Annotated in this window: 17 protein-coding genes and 1 tRNA gene; 12 read left to right on the top strand and 6 right to left on the bottom strand. The window is 64.9% G+C overall.

Annotated features, from left to right (window positions below; translation table 11 throughout):
• Nucleotides 1–71 precede the first annotated feature (71 nt).
• From tpiA to L2Y96_RS09015, 4 genes are all read left to right on the top strand, one after another.
• Nucleotides 72–824: a triose-phosphate isomerase gene (tpiA, locus tag L2Y96_RS09000; RefSeq protein WP_247335873.1), complete on the top strand. Its 753-nt coding sequence runs from the start codon at nt 72–74 to the stop codon at nt 822–824.
• A gap of 27 nt (nt 825–851) precedes the next feature.
• Nucleotides 852–1268 carry a preprotein translocase subunit SecG gene (gene secG / locus L2Y96_RS09005; protein WP_247335874.1) on the top strand — a complete coding sequence of 139 codons (417 nt, stop codon included), beginning with the start codon at nt 852–854 and terminating at the stop codon, nt 1266–1268.
• A gap of 27 nt (nt 1269–1295) precedes the next feature.
• A tRNA-Leu gene (locus L2Y96_RS09010) sits at nt 1296–1380 on the top strand.
• A 234-nt stretch (nt 1381–1614) separates the two neighbouring features.
• Entirely contained in the window at nt 1615–3690 is a 2076-nt protein-coding gene (locus L2Y96_RS09015) for a putative bifunctional diguanylate cyclase/phosphodiesterase (RefSeq protein ID WP_247335877.1), read from the top strand.
• Between the two features lie 11 nt (nt 3691–3701).
• Here the strand turns inward: L2Y96_RS09015 and L2Y96_RS09020 are convergent, their stop codons facing one another.
• Genes L2Y96_RS09020 through L2Y96_RS09035 form a run of 4 tightly spaced genes read right to left on the bottom strand, consistent with a single transcriptional unit; the run spans nt 3702 to nt 5231 of the window.
• On the bottom strand, nt 3702–4166 hold the full coding sequence (locus L2Y96_RS09020) for a YaiI/YqxD family protein (protein WP_247335879.1): 465 nt from the start codon (nt 4164–4166) through the stop codon (nt 3702–3704).
• A gap of 11 nt (nt 4167–4177) precedes the next feature.
• Nucleotides 4178–4513, bottom strand: a complete 336-nt coding sequence (locus L2Y96_RS09025; protein WP_247335881.1) for a tRNA-binding protein — start codon at nt 4511–4513, stop codon at nt 4178–4180.
• Nucleotides 4497–4895: a UBP-type zinc finger domain-containing protein gene (locus tag L2Y96_RS09030; protein ID WP_247335883.1), complete on the bottom strand. Its 399-nt coding sequence runs from the start codon at nt 4893–4895 to the stop codon at nt 4497–4499. Before L2Y96_RS09030 ends, L2Y96_RS09025 begins: the two co-directional genes overlap by 17 nt.
• A 48-nt stretch (nt 4896–4943) precedes the next feature.
• Nucleotides 4944–5231 carry a hypothetical protein gene (locus L2Y96_RS09035; RefSeq protein WP_247335885.1) on the bottom strand — a complete coding sequence of 96 codons (288 nt, stop codon included), beginning with the start codon at nt 5229–5231 and terminating at the stop codon, nt 4944–4946.
• A gap of 125 nt (nt 5232–5356) precedes the next feature.
• On the opposite strand from L2Y96_RS09035, the gene L2Y96_RS09040 reads away from it, so the two are divergent.
• From L2Y96_RS09040 to L2Y96_RS09060, 5 genes are all read left to right on the top strand, one after another.
• A complete protein-coding gene (locus tag L2Y96_RS09040; protein ID WP_247335887.1) occupies nt 5357–5716 on the top strand; it encodes a DUF1304 domain-containing protein in 360 nt (119 codons plus the stop codon).
• A 66-nt stretch (nt 5717–5782) separates the two neighbouring features.
• A complete protein-coding gene (locus L2Y96_RS09045) occupies nt 5783–7492 on the top strand; it encodes a patatin-like phospholipase family protein (RefSeq protein ID WP_247335889.1) in 1710 nt (569 codons plus the stop codon).
• Between the two features lie 79 nt (nt 7493–7571).
• Nucleotides 7572–8081 (top strand): tetratricopeptide repeat protein, encoded by a 510-nt coding sequence (locus L2Y96_RS09050; RefSeq protein WP_247335891.1) that lies wholly within the window; start codon nt 7572–7574, stop codon nt 8079–8081.
• A gap of 131 nt (nt 8082–8212) precedes the next feature.
• The gene (locus L2Y96_RS09055; protein ID WP_247335893.1) at nt 8213–8587 is read left to right on the top strand and encodes a response regulator; all 375 of its coding nucleotides are present in this window, start codon (nt 8213–8215) and stop codon (nt 8585–8587) included.
• Nucleotides 8588–8662: 75 nt separating this feature from the next.
• Nucleotides 8663–9742: an Lnb N-terminal periplasmic domain-containing protein gene (locus tag L2Y96_RS09060; protein WP_247335895.1), complete on the top strand. Its 1080-nt coding sequence runs from the start codon at nt 8663–8665 to the stop codon at nt 9740–9742.
• Here L2Y96_RS09060 and L2Y96_RS09065 read toward each other — a convergent pair.
• On the bottom strand, nt 9634–10722 hold the full coding sequence (locus L2Y96_RS09065) for a TraB/GumN family protein (RefSeq protein ID WP_247335898.1): 1089 nt from the start codon (nt 10720–10722) through the stop codon (nt 9634–9636). The genes L2Y96_RS09060 and L2Y96_RS09065 overlap by 109 nt on opposite strands.
• 210 nt (nt 10723–10932) lie before the next feature.
• Here L2Y96_RS09065 and L2Y96_RS09070 point away from each other — a divergent pair, with 210 nt between their 5' ends.
• The 3 genes from L2Y96_RS09070 (at nt 10933) to L2Y96_RS09080 (ending at nt 14542) form a co-directional block, all read left to right on the top strand.
• Entirely contained in the window at nt 10933–11184 is a 252-nt protein-coding gene (locus L2Y96_RS09070; protein ID WP_247335902.1) for a DUF2188 domain-containing protein, read from the top strand.
• A gap of 65 nt (nt 11185–11249) precedes the next feature.
• On the top strand, nt 11250–11489 hold the full coding sequence (locus L2Y96_RS09075) for a hypothetical protein (RefSeq protein ID WP_247335905.1): 240 nt from the start codon (nt 11250–11252) through the stop codon (nt 11487–11489).
• Between the two features lie 239 nt (nt 11490–11728).
• Nucleotides 11729–14542, top strand: coding sequence for a TonB-dependent receptor (locus tag L2Y96_RS09080; RefSeq protein WP_247335908.1), 2814 nt, complete (start codon nt 11729–11731; stop codon nt 14540–14542).
• On the opposite strand, the gene L2Y96_RS09085 is transcribed toward L2Y96_RS09080, so the two are convergent.
• Nucleotides 14532–15254, bottom strand: coding sequence for a Crp/Fnr family transcriptional regulator (locus L2Y96_RS09085; protein WP_247335911.1), 723 nt, complete (start codon nt 15252–15254; stop codon nt 14532–14534). The genes L2Y96_RS09080 and L2Y96_RS09085 overlap by 11 nt on opposite strands.
• Nucleotides 15255–15307 lie beyond the last annotated feature (53 nt).

Consider the following 15307-nt stretch of genomic DNA (forward strand, 5'->3'; position numbering starts at 1 on the left):
GCATTGCAGCTTTGCCCTTCACCAGCCCGCCGTTATCCTGCCGCCCCGTTACTACCGCCTGGAAGCCCGCCATGCGCAAGAAGCTCGTCGCCGGAAACTGGAAAATGCATGGCTCGCGTGCCATGGCCGACAAGCTCGTCCGCGACATCGTGGAAGACCTGCCGGACGGCACGGACGTGCTGGTATTCCCCCCGGATGTCTATCTGGGCGAGCTCGCCGAGCGCTATGGCGATCGCGGGCTGGGTTTCGGCGCGCAGAACCTTTCCGAACACCACGTGCAGGGCGCGTTTACCGGCGAAATCTCGGGCGCCATGCTGCGCGACGTGGGTGCCACCTGGGTGCTGGTCGGTCATTCCGAGCGCCGCCAGTACCAGCATGAAACCGACGCGCTGCTGGCGAAGAAGTTCGAATCGGCCCGCCAGGCCGGGCTTACCCCGATCCTGTGCGTTGGCGAAACGAAGGAAGAGCACGAAGCCGGGCAGGCCGAAGCGGTGATCGGCCGCCAGCTGGCCGCTGTCCTCGACCACAACGGGATCGAGGCCTTTCGCGAAGCAGTCATTGCGTATGAGCCCGTTTGGGCGATTGGCACCGGCCTGACGGCCACGCCAGACAAGGTCCAAAAAATTCATTCATTCATCCGTAGCCAATTGGCAAAAAAGGATGCTAATATCTCGCTCCTGACCCGGGTGCTTTACGGCGGGAGCGTCAAGCCGGCTAATGCAGCCGAACTTTTCGCCCAGCCGGATGTAGACGGGGGACTGATCGGTGGCGCGGCTCTCGTGGCATCCGATTTCCTGGATATATGCGCCGCGGCGCGTCGATAATTCGCGACACGGCAAAAACAAGAAGATATGTTCATTCTCTTCAGCGTTTTCTATATCCTGATCGCCGCAGCGATGATCGTGCTGATTCTTATGCAGCGCGGTGCAGGTGCGGAGGCAGGTTCCGGCTTCGGTGGTGGCGCGTCCGCTACCGTGTTTGGTGCACGCGGTTCGTCGAGCTTCATGACCCGTGCGACGGCGGTCCTCGCCACGTTGTTCTTCCTGTTGAGCCTCGGCATGGGTATCTACCTGGGCCGTACGGGTAATCCCCAGCCAGCGGCAGATCTCGGCGTGATGTCAGGCGCCACGGCTCCGGCAACGCCGGCGGCCAATACGGCGGCTCCGGCCACCGATGTCCCGGCAGCCACGGCTCCGGCGGCAAACAACGAAGTTCCGGCCCCGCAGCAGGCAGCCAACCCGGCACCCGCTTCGACGGCCAAGAAGTAAGAGCAACACCCTAGTTTTCAAAGTTATGCCCAGGTGGCGGAATTGGTAGACGCACTACCTTGAGGTGGTAGCGGCTTAGGTCGTGGGGGTTCGAGTCCCCCCTTGGGCACCAACATAGATCCGGACAACCTCAACCGGATCGCAAAGGAACCCGCGAAAGCGGGTTTTTTTGTGCCTGTCGTATCGCCCGGATGAAACGTAGCTGAAGCAGATCCGGCCAGACGGCTTAAGAAATCGACGAAAATACCGAAACCGTTTCATATGATGCGGCGAACCGCTCGTCGTCAGGGGTTGGGCTGCCGTGTGGGCATCCCCGGCCTGCTCCTCTTCTGTAGGTGGTTTTTCAATGCTTGTAAGCAGTTACAGCAATGTCCTCGTCGTGTTCTCGTTCGTCGTGGCTATCCTGGCCTCGTATACGGCGCTGAACATGGCTGGTCGCGTCGCGGGTACGCGGGGGCGGGCTTCGTTGCTGTGGCTGGTGGGCGGCTCGTTCGCCATGGGCCTGGGTATCTGGGCCATGCACTTCGTGGGCATGCTGGCTTTCAGCCTGCCGATCACGCTGGGCTACGACATCGACCTGACCATCCTGTCGCTGGTGATTGCCGTGGGCTCTTCGGCATTCGCGCTATGGCTGGTCTGCCAGAACGAACTGCCGCGGCGGCGCCTCGCGGTGGGCGCGCTGCTGATGGGGGCGGGCATTTCCGCCATGCATTACACCGGCATGGCCGCGATGCGGATGATGCCGGGCGTTGTCTACGATCCGCTGCTCTTTTCGCTTTCCATTGTGTTCGCGGTGCTCGCCTCCGGCGCGGCATTGTGGATTGCCTTCCGCCTGCGTCGCGATACCAGCCGGGTGTGGGTGGCCCGTTTCGGCGCGTCGCTGGTCATGGGCTGCGCCATCGTGGGCATGCATTACACCGGCATGGCCGCGGCGAATTTCCCCGAAGGTAGCTGGTGTGGCGCGGCCGTTGCCGGCGGGATCGACGTGAAATACCTCGCCGTCGTGGTGATCGTCGTGACCCTGTCCGTGTTCGCGATTGCCCTCGCGGTGGCCATGCTGGATGCCCGCGCGAGCATGCTGGCGAATTCGTTGGATCGCGCGAATAGCGAACTCCTCCAGCTGGCGATGCACGACAACCTTACCCGCTTGCCCAATCGCGTCCTGCTCGAGGATCGTCTCGACCAATCCATCCACAACGCGTCGAAAAGCGGCCGTCGCTTCGCCGTGCTGTTCCTCGATCTGGATGGTTTCAAGGCGGTCAACGATGTTTACGGCCACCATGTCGGCGACGAATTGCTGCGTGATGTGTCGCGCCGCATCCTCGCATGCAAACGGGATGATGAGACGGTGGCCCGTCTCGGTGGCGATGAGTTCGTCGTAGTGGTCGATATCCATGGCCCGGAAGATGCGGCCATGCTGGCCGAAGAACTGGTCGACCTGCTCAGCGAGCCGTACCTGATCAACGGTGTGACGGCGCATGTCTCGGCGAGCGTCGGCATTGCGCTGTATCCCGAAAATGGCCGCAGCCGCCACGATCTGATGATCAATGCCGATGCGGCCATGTATCACGCGAAGGAGCAGGGCCGTCGTGGCTTCCGCTTCTTTGAAACCGCGATGAACGCAAACGTCCACCAGCAGCTGAAGCTGCAGCAGGACCTGCGCCGCGCGCTCGATCGTGACGAATTCATCCTGCATTACCAGCCCAAGCTGGTCTCGCCGAACGGCCCGATGGTCGGTGTCGAGGCGCTGCTGCGCTGGAACAAGCCGGGCGAAGGCCTGGTGCCCCCGGATCAGTTCCTGCCGGTGGCCGAACGCACCGGTTTGATCGTGCCCATCGGTAACTGGGTGATCGACGAGGCTTGCCGGCAGATGCGTGCATGGCGCGATGCCGGGCATGACGAATGGACGGTGGCCGTGAACGTCTCGACCGCCCAGCTCAACCACGCCGGCCTGGTGGATACGCTGCGCGATGCGCTCGCCCGGCACGGCGTGGAGCCGCGCCATCTCACCGTGGAAGTCACCGAATCCACCGCCATGCGCGATGCGGAGACGAGCCTCGCCATCCTCAACCAGGTGGCCGCGCTGGGCGTGGGTATTTCGATCGACGATTTCGGTACCGGGTACTCCAGCCTGCTTTACCTGAAGCAGCTGCCGGCGGATGAGCTCAAGATCGATCGCGGTTTCGTGACCGAACTCGCCCAGGGCAACGATGACGAAGCGATCGTCGCCGCGATCATCGCGCTCGGCAAAACGCTGGGCCTGAAGATCGTCGCCGAGGGTGTCGAAACCGTCGAGCAGCAAGAGCTGCTGACCCGGCTCGGCTGCAATGCCTTGCAGGGCTTCCTGCTCGGTAGCCCTGTGTCGGCCGCCGAGCTGCCGCGCACGGTGCCGCCAGTGCCGACGTTGCCCACGGCAGCCTGACCGGCTACCGGCTACCGGCTACCGGCCTGGCTGCGCCGCCGCGCCAGCCACTTATCGAGCTCGTTGGCGAAGTTCTGCCGGTCGCGCGGATGCATGGCCGCCGGGCCACCGGTGTCCACGCCCGCGCCGCGCAGTTCTTCCATAAAGTTGCGCATGGAAAGCCGCGCCGCGATGGTGTCGCGGGTGAACAGCTCGCCGCGAGGGTGCAGGGCGAGGGCGCCTTTCTCGATCGCGAACGAGGCCAGCGGGATGTCCTGCGTGACCACGAGGTCGCCCGGCTGCACGCGCCGGACGATTTCATCATCGGCGACGTCGAAGCCCCCCGGCACCTGGATGGAGCGGATGAACTTCGAGGCAGGCGTGCGGATCCACTGGTTCGCGACCAGGGTGACCTCGACCTGTTCGCGCTCCGCGGCGCGGAACAGGATGTCCTTGATGACGTTGGGGCAGGCGTCGGCATCGACCCAGATATTCATGCCTTAGTGCCTCACGCCAGCCGCGTGCCGTTGGGCACGGTGCGTTCCGTCGTGGCGATGACGACGCCCTCGTCGGTGTGGAAGCCGGTCAGCAGGAACTGCGAACGGACGGGGCCGATCTGTTTCTCGGGGAAATTGACGACGCCGATGATCTGCTTGCCCACGAGATCTTCGGGCGCGTAGACGCCGGTGACCTTTGCGCTGGTCTTACGCTCGCCCAGCGGGCCAAAGTCCACCCAGATGCGGTAGGCCGGGCGCTTTGCCTCGGGAAAGGCTTCGGCGCGGGTCACCGTGCCGGCCACCATCACCACCTTGGTGAAGTCATCCCACTCAATCAGTTCGGTCATTGCGTTCCAGCTGTTCCCGCTCATTTCGTGCCATCAGTATCGCCTGCCAGTTGCGCGGAACAACACCCCTCGGTCCGGGGACGGGCTGATCGTGCGGATGGGCCTGGGGATCGGCGAGGCGGGGAGCGCCGCGGATTTCTTCATCGGTGCGGTAATCGTAGAACCAGCCTTCGCCAGGCTCGAAGCTCTGGATGATTTCGTGGCCGGTCTCTTCGTAATGCTTGCGGGCGTGGCGGTTGAGTGAATCGTCACAACACCCGACGTGCCCGCACTGGGCGCAGCGGCGCAGGTGAAACCACCAGTCGCCGCTAGCCGTGCACTCCGCACAGCCGGCGCCACTGGGCGGCACGGCGGGGTTGATGAATTCGGACGAATGGCTCATGGGGCGTGGCTCCGGGAGGTCTCTCCCGATCCTACCCGAGCACCATCCTCAGAACAGCATGCCGGCGCGACGGAGGGCAACCAGCTGCATACGATCGACCGAATGTGCAAGGGTGCGCAGCGCGACGTGCAAGGCGTCGGTATCGGGCGTGCCGGTCTGTAGCAGGGATTCGATGCGTTCGGCGGCGTCAGCGACGGGGAGGTGCTCGTGCAGCGTGGCGTGCCGCGCGACATGGCCGGCCCGAAAGTGCGCCTCGTCATAATCGTGGTGCAGCAGCGCCTGGAGAAGCCCGAGGGCCTCCAGCGATATCTCCTGGGCTGCCATGACATTACGCATCGCATGATAAGACCCGGCTGGGCGCGCCCGCGCAATCCACCTATCGGCCTACGTAAACCCACGGCTCTTCACATTTGGCCGTCCGTCGCTATGCTGCGCGAGACGCCCACTAACGAAGGACCGCCATGAGCCTGCTTGCTACCGTACTGACCGCCATCGTCTTGCTGATCCATGTCTATATCGTGGTGCTCGAGATGGTGTTGTGGCGCTCGCGCGGGCCGAAGGTGTTTGGCATCACACCGGCCTTCGCGCAGGAAAGCGCGGCGCTCGCCTCGAACCAGGGCCTGTACAACGGCTTTCTGGTCGTGGCCTTGCTGCTTGGCCTGCTGATGGCCGAGCCGTATGCCACGGCCTTCCTCTTCTATGGGTTGGGTTGCGTGGTGGTGGCCGGGCTCTGGGGTGGTTTCACCGCTAGCCGCCGGATCCTCTATGTGCAGGCCTTGCCCGCTGCGCTTGCCTTCGTCGCGCAATGGATGGCACGGTAAGGTCGCAACGTTCCACGAGACGTGCCGAGGGGGCGGCGCGGTCCTGCGACCTGACGGGATCCATTGATGGCTGATAACGAGTTGCCCCTGGCGCGGCCAAGGGAGACCCCTGCGTGCCGTCCTGCCACTTTCGAACTGGGCCTGGCCCTGGCCGGTGCCGTATCGGGCGGCGCGTATGCCGCTGGCGTGCTCGATTTCCTCTACGAAGCGCTGGACCACTGGTACGACGCCAGGGCGAAAGGCCTGCCCGTGCCGCGACACGATGTGTTGCTTCGGGTCATCTCCGGCGCCTCGGCGGGCAGTATCAACGGCGTGCTGTCCGGCATCGCCTTGCCGTACCACTTTCCCCATGTGCACGCGGGCCCACCACCGGCGCAGGTCACGGGTAACCCGTTCTACGACGCGTGGGTGAAGCGCATCGATGTGCGCGAATTGCTGGGCAGCGCCGACCTGGCCGACCCGGCGCAACCGATCGCTTCGCTGCTCGATTCCACCTGCCTGGATACGATCGCGAAGGACATGCTTGGGTTCACGGGGGCACCGGCGACTCGCCCCTATGTGGCCAACCCGCTGAAGTGCGTGTTCACCGTCACCAACCTGCGTGGCGTGCCCTACATGGTGCAGTTCAAGGGCAACCCGGAGATTCCGGGCCACGGCATGATGGCGCACGCCGACTGGCTGCGCTTCGCGGTGGATTCGGGGCAGGGTGATCGCGACGGCGAGTGGATGTTTCCCGATGAGCGCGTCGTCGCCGGCCCCAGCCATGCCGGCGGTCCGGCCTGGCAGGCCTTCATGGAAGGCGCGCTCGCCTCGTCGGCGTTTCCCGCTGGCCTGCGTTTTCGCGAGGTAGCCCGGCCATGGACGGACTACGACCAGCGCGTCGTGATCGTGCCCGGCAAGGACGGCATGGCGACGCCGGTGCCGCTGCCGCCGGCCTGGGCGGAGGGCGACGGCGAGCAGGGCGATTACCGCTTCGTGGCCGTGGATGGCGGGGCCATGGACAACGAGCCGTTTGAACTGGCGCGCACGGAGCTGGCAGGCACGTTGGGCCGGAACCCGCGCGAAGGCGGCAAGGTGAATCGCATCGTGATCATGCTGGATCCGTTCCCCGAAGCGGAGGCGCCAGGGCCTGCCGAGGCGGCCACGACCAACCTGATCGAATCGATGGCCTCGCTGTTTGGTGCATGGAAGCAGCAGGCGCGCTTCAAGCCCGAAGAAGTCGCCCTGGCGCTGGATACCACGGTGTACAGCCGCTTCATGATCGCGCCCAGTCGTCCCGGGGTGGATAACGGGCCGCGCTGGATTGGTGGTCGTGCCCTCGCGGCCGGTGCGCTGGGCGGCTTTTCCGGCTTCCTCGCCGAGGCCTACCGCCACCATGACTTCCTGCTGGGGCGGCGCAACTGCCAGCGCTTTCTCGCGGAGCGCCTGCTGGTGCCCGCGGCCAACCCGATCTTTGCGGGGTGGATCGATGATCCGGCCCTGAAAGACTACGTGCGCGAGATCGATGGCGAGCTTTTCGCCCCGGTGATCCCGCTCGTCGGTGGGTGCCAGGCGTTGCACGAGCCTGTGCCGGCGTGGCCTCGCGGCACGTTCGCGGTGGAATCGCTCATGCCGCAGGTGGAGAGCCGGATGCAGCGACTCTACAAGGCGGCTACCGCGACGTTCGGCGGCCGCTTTGCCACGTGGCTGGCGTGGCGTTTCTACCTGCGCCGCAAACTTCTCGACCTCGTCTCAAGCCGTTTGCGCAATGCCCTGAAGGACTTCGACCTTTTGTGATATTTGACGAGGGGCTTCGAGGCGGGCAATGTCGGTGGAATGAACCTGCACCCGAGGAGTGCGTCCTATGCAGCGTGTGATGTCCGGTTGGTCCCTGGGTGTGGCGGTGGCGATGCTCGCCGGCTGCGCCGGCCACGGCACCCTCCCACCGCCCAAACCCACGATCGATGTGGCCCGCGACACCCAGGAGGCGCGGCAAGCCTACGCGAAGGGGGACATGGAGCACGCCGCCGGGTTGTACGAGGCCATTGTCGATGCCGAGCCCGACAACGCCGATGCGTGGTTCCACCTCGGCAATGCGCGCTTCCGCCTGCAGAAGCCGGACGAAGCCGTGGTGGCGTATGGCCGCGCGATCCAGGTGCGGCCCGGCTATGCGCAAGCGCAGTACAACCTGGGCGTCGTCAGGCTCAAGCAGGCGCAGGCTGCCATGATCGCCAGCGCTGAGGCCGGCAAGCCCGGTGATGCCTTGCGTCGTGACAGCGCGCGCATCGCCCAGCGCCTCTCGCGCGTGGCCGATGACGTCGGTACGCGCAGCAAGGGCGATGGTGGCGCGCCGCCTTTCATCGTCGAGCCGGATGACCACCCATGAGCGGCCTTTCACCTGCGTGAAACTACGCAGGCGTAAAGGCTTGCCATCGGCCTGTTGGGATATGGCAACCATGCAAATTCGGTAGTAGTTTCGGCCGCGGGGAGTCCGAAACCACTGACGTGAGCTTGGCTATGGCCACAACTTCCATCGCTCCGCGAGCCATCGTTTTTGAAGACCACGGCGGGCTGGCGTCCGCATTGGCCGACCTGCTGCAGGCGCGGCTGGGTTACGACGTGGCGGCGTGTGCGGGTTGTATCGAAGAAGCCTTGCGCGTCGCGCACGTCGAGCGTTGTGACGTGGCGGTCGTGGACCTGGATCTGCAGGGGGTGATGGCGTACCCCGCACTGGATGAGCTGCAGCGGCGCGGTATCCCCTATGTGATCGCCACGGGCACCTGGCCCATGGATATCCCCAGCCGGTACCGGGCACCCATGGTGCGCAAGCCGTACAGCGCGCAACAGCTTGAGCAGGCGATTCGCGAGGCCAGCGCCGGGCGGCCCTGTTAGGCCAGCCGCTGGCGGGCATGGATTGCAAGCGGGGCGGTGTCCGTCCACGCTAGGGGAATGATGAGAAAACGTCGGATGCTTGCCCGTACCCTGGCTGGTGGTGCTGCCGGCCTGCTGCTGTTCCTTTCGGGGGCATGGGGTGCCCTGGCACTCAGTTACCAGTTGCCGGGGCCGCCGGGTGTCCGGGTGACGGGCGCGGTGGTGTGGTCGGCGGTGTATCTCGCGCTACTCGTGGCCTTCCTTGGCTGGCGCGTGGCGTGGGCGCCCATGGTTCTCGTCGCCATGCTTGGCGTGTTGATCGCATGGTGGACCACCATCCAGCCGCGCAACGACCGGGTCTGGGCGCCCGACGTGGCCCGCCTGCTTTCGGGTGAGATCCATGGCGACCGGGTCACCCTGCACAACGTGCGCGACTTCACCTGGCGCACCGATGACGACGCCGATGCGCACTGGGAAACCCGTGAGTACGACCTGAGCCAGCTTGTTTCGGCCGACGCCGTGCTTTCGTATTGGTCGAGCGAGGCGATTGCGCACGCCATGCTCTCGTTTGGCTTTGCGGACGGACGGCACGTGGTGTTCTCGATGGAGATCCGCCGCGAGAAGGGTGAGGCGTTTTCCGAGGTGGGCGGTTTCTTCAAGCAATTCGAACTCGTGCTGATCGCCGCCGACGAGCGCGACATCATCCGCGTACGGACCAATGTCCGCGGCGAAGACGATTACCTGTTCCCGCTGCGCATGCCGCCCGAGGCGATGCGTTCGCTGTTCGTGTCGTACGTGCAGGCCGCCAACCGGCTGGTCGACGAACCGCGCTTCTACAACACGATTACCTCGAACTGCACCACGATCGTGTACCGCATGGCGCGCCGCATCGATACCGGCCTACCGATGGATATCCGCCTGCTGCTCACCGGCTACCTGCCCGAATACCTCATGGATAACGGTGCGCTGGATAACCGCATGCCCGTGGACGAATGGCGCCGGCTGGGGCGTATCACCGACCGCGCCCGGGCAAGCCAGCCGGGCGACGATTTCTCCGCGGTGATCCGTCAGGGTGTGCCACCGGCGGTGCTGTTGCCGGACGCGCCGCCATCGGAGGCATCGCCGTCATCCGGGGATTCCACCTTGAAACCCTTCGCCGCGAGCGCCGACAGATAGCCCTGGGCGCCTAACAGGTCATCCAGCGGCACGATCGCCACGGTCTGCGGATTGGCGGCTACCTCGGTATCGACGGCGGCGAGCCAGCGCGTGCGTACCTGCGCGGGCACGTCGGTGAGGCCAATGCGCTGGGCGAGGCCACTTTCGGTGGCGGCATCCAGGCAGGTGGAAATCTGCTTCGCACGGCGCTCGTCACGCAGGGCGGCGACATCGCCGGTAGCCCATGCGTTGGCGCGTTCCCGCATGGCCGCCAGCTGCGGCTCGATGTTGTCGACGCTTTGTGTGAAGCACGAGAGATCATCCAGCGTCGAGCGCTTGAACTCCTTCACCACCGAGCGGGGATCGTCCACCATCAGCGTGTATTCCACCGGCACCTGCTTCACGTTGTGTGCCTTGGCCATCGCCACGACGGTATCGGTGATGTAGCCCGATTTGCGCAGGCCCGATTTCTTCACCGCCTGTTTGTAAAGTTCGATGGCCGCGAAGATGGGGCGGTATTTTTCTACCTTGCGTTCGTCGCCGATGTAGCGCGCTTTCACTACGAGCCAGCGTGCGTAGACATCCGGCGGCACGCTTTCCTCGAGCGTCTTGCCATCGGGCGAATTGCGCACGCCAATGAGCGAGGGCAGCAACGCGAGCTTGCCGAAGAAGCCGACGTTGGGTTTGATCTCCGTGTGCGGCGGCAGGATAAGCGCCCCGGCATGGGCGAGCGCGTCGTCGAGGTCGTCCGTTTTCCAGGTGATGTTGCCGGGAATGGGCGAGAGCGTGCCGAGGATCAGCAGCACATGGTCGCCACGGGTTGCCTTCCACAGGCCGGGGCCGGGTTGCACGCCGCTGACCGTCACCGCATCGAGCGTGGGGATGCTCGTCGCCGGCGGTGGAACCTGGGGATCGGCGCTCGTGCCGCCAAAGGCGAGGGCAGGGGCGATGATCAGGGCGGAAGCGAAGGCCAGCAGGGGGAGGCGTAGGCGTCGGGTCATGCGCGAAGTCTAGCCGAGCGCAGGGGGAGGGATGATGACCGCAAGGAACCCTACTCGCCTCGCATTCACGTCGACGCGCCGTGAAGGTTTTGACAAGCGTTCTTCCGTTGTGGAGCCGTTGCGGGAACGCTAAGCTTTGCCGTCCGACCGTAAGAACCCAACGACATGGGGCCGGCGGCATAACACGCGCGCTGGAGCATTCGCGTCCCCATGGCCCTGGTGATCTACGACATCCCGTTCAATCCCGACCTGGCCGGCCTGTGGCACGTCCAGTTGAACGGTGTGCCGACGGAAAATTTCGATTCCCGCGTGGCGGCTATCGCTTATGCGGTGCAGCAATCGAAGCTGCTGGGCACGCAGGGGCAGGGTCAGGTCCAGGTGCTGGTTTCCGTCGAAGGCGCGGATGGTGTCTGGCGTGAATTCGAGTCGAACGCCAAGCGCCCGGTGCAAAGCCTTCAGTAGGCGCTCCACATAGCGTTGATGCGCGATGCATACGATGGGGAGGATCGAGGAGGATCCACCCGACTATGGCACATCGCAAAATCGGTTATTTCGACGTCGAAGGCTCGTGCTACGTGGCCAAGCCCGGCCGTTGGCGCGGCAAATATGTCATCAGCGAAGACGGCGACGAGCTGAAGGAAAAGCTGTGCGTCACCCTGCACGATAATGAAGAGGATGCGTGCGCCGAAGGCATGCGCCTCGGTATCGCCGCCGCGCGCCAGTTGATGAAAGAGCGCGAAGGGTTTGACCCGGGTGAAGATGAGTAGCTCCCCGCCCGGCGCTGCATAGCTCGTGCCACAAAGCGCCGCGCAACGCGGCGCAAACTATTCCGAATGGCCGATGGTGCCCGCCGTTTACACGGCGTAGGTTTTCATTGCGGCCCCGTGAATGTTGCGTTTTTCGCATGTTCTCCCTGCCGCCAGTCCCAGCCCCACTCCCCTAAAGGCTTCGGAGACTCACAATGAGAACGCACGCACACAGGGCGCTTAGGCGCCACGGGCTCGCTTTGTCCATCGCCGCCGCACTCGCTTGCGCCTGCGGCACCCTCCACGCGCAGAACGCCCCGCCGCAACCGGCGCAGGGCGCGCCTCCACCACCGCCTCCCGCCCAGGGTGACCAGAAGGGCACCACGGAACTTGCGGCGATCACCGTCACCGGTTCGGCCTTGCCGCGCATCGATGTGGAGACGCCGTCGCCCGTAACGACTATCACGGCGGAGCAGATCCAGAAGAGCGGCCTCACCACCGTGTCCGACGTGATTCGCGCCGTGTCGGCCGATAACAGTGGTTCCATCCCGCCCGCATTCACCGGTGGTTTCGCCGCCGGTTCCTCGGGCGTGGCGCTGCGCGGCCTCACGGTCAATTCGACCCTGGTGCTGATCAACGGCCGGCGCGCGGCCAACTATCCGTTGGCGGATGACGGTCAGCGCGCGTTCGTCGATCTCAACACCATTCCGTCGAACGCGATTGAGCGTATCGAAGTGCTGAAGGATGGCGCATCGTCGCTGTACGGTGCGGATGCGATCGCTGGTGTCGTCAACATCATCCTGCGGCCGAGCTACCAGGGCACCGAACTCAGTGCCGACCTGGGTACGTCGCAGCACGGCGGCGGCACGACGAAGCGCGCTACGGTGTTGTTCGGTGGTGGCGATCTGAAGAAAGATGGCTGGAACGCGTACTTCAGTGCGGAGTACCAGAAGGATGAGCGGATCAAGGTGGGCGACCGCGGCTATCCGTACAACACCACCGACACCACGCGCAGCGGCGGCAATAACCTGATCGGTGGCCAGCCTTCGCAGAACTCCGGCTCGCCGTACGGTAATGTCACGCCGGGCACCCTGAGCCGTCCGGGTGACGTGACCTCGGGCGTCGCCGACGCAGGTGCACTGTCGCAGCCGCTCAGTTCGTGCGGGGCCGGCAGTTCGCTGGTGACCAACGACCCGAGCAATCCAGGCAGCTATTGCGCGTTCAACCGCACGCGTTACTTCGACATCGCGCCGCTGATGGAGCGGCAGGGCCTCTATGGCCGCTTCAACCTCAAGATAAGCGATAGCGCGACGGCCTATATCGACGCGAGCTACTACCAGGTGCGCACGGAGTTCCGCGGGCCACCTCCGCAGATCCAGGCGAGCACGCCGAACAACACCAATGCGATCGCGCTGCCGGCGACCTTGCCCGATGGTTCGCTCAACCCGAACAACCCGTTCGCGGCGGAAGGCAAGGCGGCCCTGATCAACTACACGTTCCCCGGCATTCCGGGCGGCGGCGACAACAAGAACCACAACCTGCGGATCACGGGCGGCGTCACCGGCACGTGGGGCGATTGGTCGTATGACACGGCGCTCGTTTTCAGCCACGACTCGCTGGATGTGAGCATCCCTGGCCTGCTCAACTACGATGCGCTGATCGCGGCGGTCACCAATGGCACGTACAACTTCCTCAATCCGTCGGCGAATTCGCCGGAGCTGATCCGTGCGCTCGGGCCCACGCTGAAGAAGACCTCGACCAGTGATCTTCAATCCTTGGATTTCAGGGTGAGCCGCCCGCTGATGGATCTGCCTGGTGGTTCGCTGGGTCTCGCCACAGGTATCGACGTGCGCCACGAAGAGCAGTATGACCCGGATCTCAATCCGAACCTCGCGGCGCAGGGTCTGGGTGTCGCACATACGCGGGGTAATCGCACCGTGACCGGCGCGTACGTCGAACTCGATGCGCCGTTCCTTGAATCGCTGGAAGCGGATGTGTCTGGCCGCTACGACCACTACTCGGATTTCGGCAAGAGCTTCTCGCCGAAGATCGGCCTGAAGTGGAAACCCATCGATGAGCTGGCGTTCCGTGGCACGTTCTCGAAAGGGTTCCGTGCGCCGAGCTTCTCGGAGAATGGTTCGAGCGAGTCGGAAGGGTTTGCGACGTATACGCCCCCTGCGGATTTCCAGGCGGCGCATAACAACAGCGGCTATGTACAGCCGTACCCGATCGCCTACCTCACCGCAGCCAATCCGAAGGTGAAGCCGGAGCGCTCGAAGAGCTGGACGTTCGGCATCCTGTTCCAGCCCACCCAGGACATCAGCGCCACGCTGGATTACTACCGGATCAAGAAGACGGGCGTGATCAGCCAGCAGGACCCGGCGGCGGTGCTGGCCGCGTACTACGCGGGCGAGCCGCTGCCGCAGGCATCGAGCATCGTGGCGGACGTACCTGACCCGGCAGCGCCCGGTGCGCTGGCCCGTCCCCTTGTGGTCGTAGCGCCGTACGTGAACCAGAACGCGCTGGAGACGAAGGGTATCGATCTCGACGTGAAGGGTGGCTTCAACCTCACCGAGAACACGCGGTTCACGAGCGAGATCAACCTCACGAAGATCATCTCGTGGGTGCTCACCCTGCAGGATGGTACGAACGAGGAGTTCGTCGGCACGCATGGGCCGTATGGCGTGTCGTCGGGCGCGGGCACGCCGCGCTACCGTGGCTCGTGGGCGAACAGCCTGCAGATGGGCAAGCTCAACATCACCAGCACCATCTACTACACCAGCGGGCTGAAGCTGACCGAGCCGGATGTCGGGCCGGGGTGCCAGTCCACCAACACGCTGACGGGGGCAGATTTCCCCGCATCCTGCCGCATGTCGTCGTATACGCAGGTGGATTTCACCGGGCGTTACGACATCAACGACAAGGTGGCTATCACGGCGTCGGTGTTGAATGCGTTCGACCGCAAGGCGCCGTTCGATCCGCTTAACTACGCCTCGTTCAACTACAACCCGACCTGGTCGCAGGCGGGCGTGGTGGGGCGCTTCTTCACCGTGGGCGTCAAGGTCAAGCTGTAAGGCCGTGCGCGGCGAGGGCGGCGGCGTCGGTGACTTCGACGCCGTCGTTCCTTACCGCCAGGCAGCCATCGGCGCGCAGGCGGGCCAGCATGCGCGTCACCGTGGCCGCGCTCATGCCCAGGTACGAGCCGATGTCATCGCGCGACATCGGCAGGGGCAGGAAGGTGGTATCGGGTTCGACCTGGCGGCGCCGCGTGAGCAGTTCGGCCAGGAAGGATGCGACGCGGGCAAGGGCAGGCGCATCACCGCCCGGCGTGGCCGCGCGGCGTTCCTGCCGACGCAGGCCGCGCAGGTGGTTTGCGATGGCGTCGTCGTGCTCGCACAAGGCGTCCGTGGCCGCGCGCGGGAAGCGGCAGAACCACGTCTTGCCCACTGCGACGACCGAGGCGGTGTGCTGTCCCTGGCGGTTGGTATCCAGCGCGAACAGTTCGCCGGGCAGGTGGAAAGCAAGCACGCGGCCGCCAGCCACGGTCATGGCCAGGCCGGAAAGCACGGCATACGAAGCAAGGTGTGGCGCATCGGGTTGCACCAGGCGGTCGCCATCGGAGAACGGCCCGACGCGCTCGACGATATCGCGCATGGCCAGCAGTTCCGCAGCGCCGCCGCGGGTGGCCTGGCAGGCGTGGGCGTGCCGGCACGAATCATTGCAGCAGGCCGCGCCACGGCGCAGGGCCGGCGGGGGCAGGGCGACATCGGGGGCGTAATGCAACACGGATGAACCTCCCGCCCGCTTCGGGCGCGCAGGCCCTATTTTAGGTCGCAGGT

This window comes from Luteibacter aegosomaticola (assembly GCF_023078475.1).
Taxonomy (GTDB): domain Bacteria; phylum Pseudomonadota; class Gammaproteobacteria; order Xanthomonadales; family Rhodanobacteraceae; genus Luteibacter; species Luteibacter aegosomaticola.

Excerpts from the sequence above, each read along its gene's own strand:
- tpiA (WP_247335873.1), top strand. The coding sequence starts at position 72 with ATGCGCAAGAAGCTCGTCGCCGGAAACTGGAAAATGCATGGCTCGCGT.
- secG (WP_247335874.1), top strand. The coding sequence starts at position 852 with ATGTTCATTCTCTTCAGCGTTTTCTATATCCTGATCGCCGCAGCGATG.
- L2Y96_RS09015 (WP_247335877.1), top strand. The coding sequence starts at position 1,615 with ATGCTTGTAAGCAGTTACAGCAATGTCCTCGTCGTGTTCTCGTTCGTC.
- L2Y96_RS09020 (WP_247335879.1), bottom strand. The coding sequence starts at position 4,166 with ATGAATATCTGGGTCGATGCCGACGCCTGCCCCAACGTCATCAAGGAC.
- L2Y96_RS09025 (WP_247335881.1), bottom strand. The coding sequence starts at position 4,513 with ATGACCGAACTGATTGAGTGGGATGACTTCACCAAGGTGGTGATGGTG.
- L2Y96_RS09030 (WP_247335883.1), bottom strand. The coding sequence starts at position 4,895 with ATGAGCCATTCGTCCGAATTCATCAACCCCGCCGTGCCGCCCAGTGGC.
- L2Y96_RS09035 (WP_247335885.1), bottom strand. The coding sequence starts at position 5,231 with ATGCGTAATGTCATGGCAGCCCAGGAGATATCGCTGGAGGCCCTCGGG.
- L2Y96_RS09040 (WP_247335887.1), top strand. The coding sequence starts at position 5,357 with ATGAGCCTGCTTGCTACCGTACTGACCGCCATCGTCTTGCTGATCCAT.
- L2Y96_RS09045 (WP_247335889.1), top strand. The coding sequence starts at position 5,783 with ATGGCTGATAACGAGTTGCCCCTGGCGCGGCCAAGGGAGACCCCTGCG.
- L2Y96_RS09050 (WP_247335891.1), top strand. The coding sequence starts at position 7,572 with ATGTCCGGTTGGTCCCTGGGTGTGGCGGTGGCGATGCTCGCCGGCTGC.
- L2Y96_RS09055 (WP_247335893.1), top strand. The coding sequence starts at position 8,213 with ATGGCCACAACTTCCATCGCTCCGCGAGCCATCGTTTTTGAAGACCAC.
- L2Y96_RS09060 (WP_247335895.1), top strand. The coding sequence starts at position 8,663 with ATGCTTGCCCGTACCCTGGCTGGTGGTGCTGCCGGCCTGCTGCTGTTC.
- L2Y96_RS09065 (WP_247335898.1), bottom strand. The coding sequence starts at position 10,722 with ATGACCCGACGCCTACGCCTCCCCCTGCTGGCCTTCGCTTCCGCCCTG.
- L2Y96_RS09070 (WP_247335902.1), top strand. The coding sequence starts at position 10,933 with ATGGCCCTGGTGATCTACGACATCCCGTTCAATCCCGACCTGGCCGGC.
- L2Y96_RS09075 (WP_247335905.1), top strand. The coding sequence starts at position 11,250 with ATGGCACATCGCAAAATCGGTTATTTCGACGTCGAAGGCTCGTGCTAC.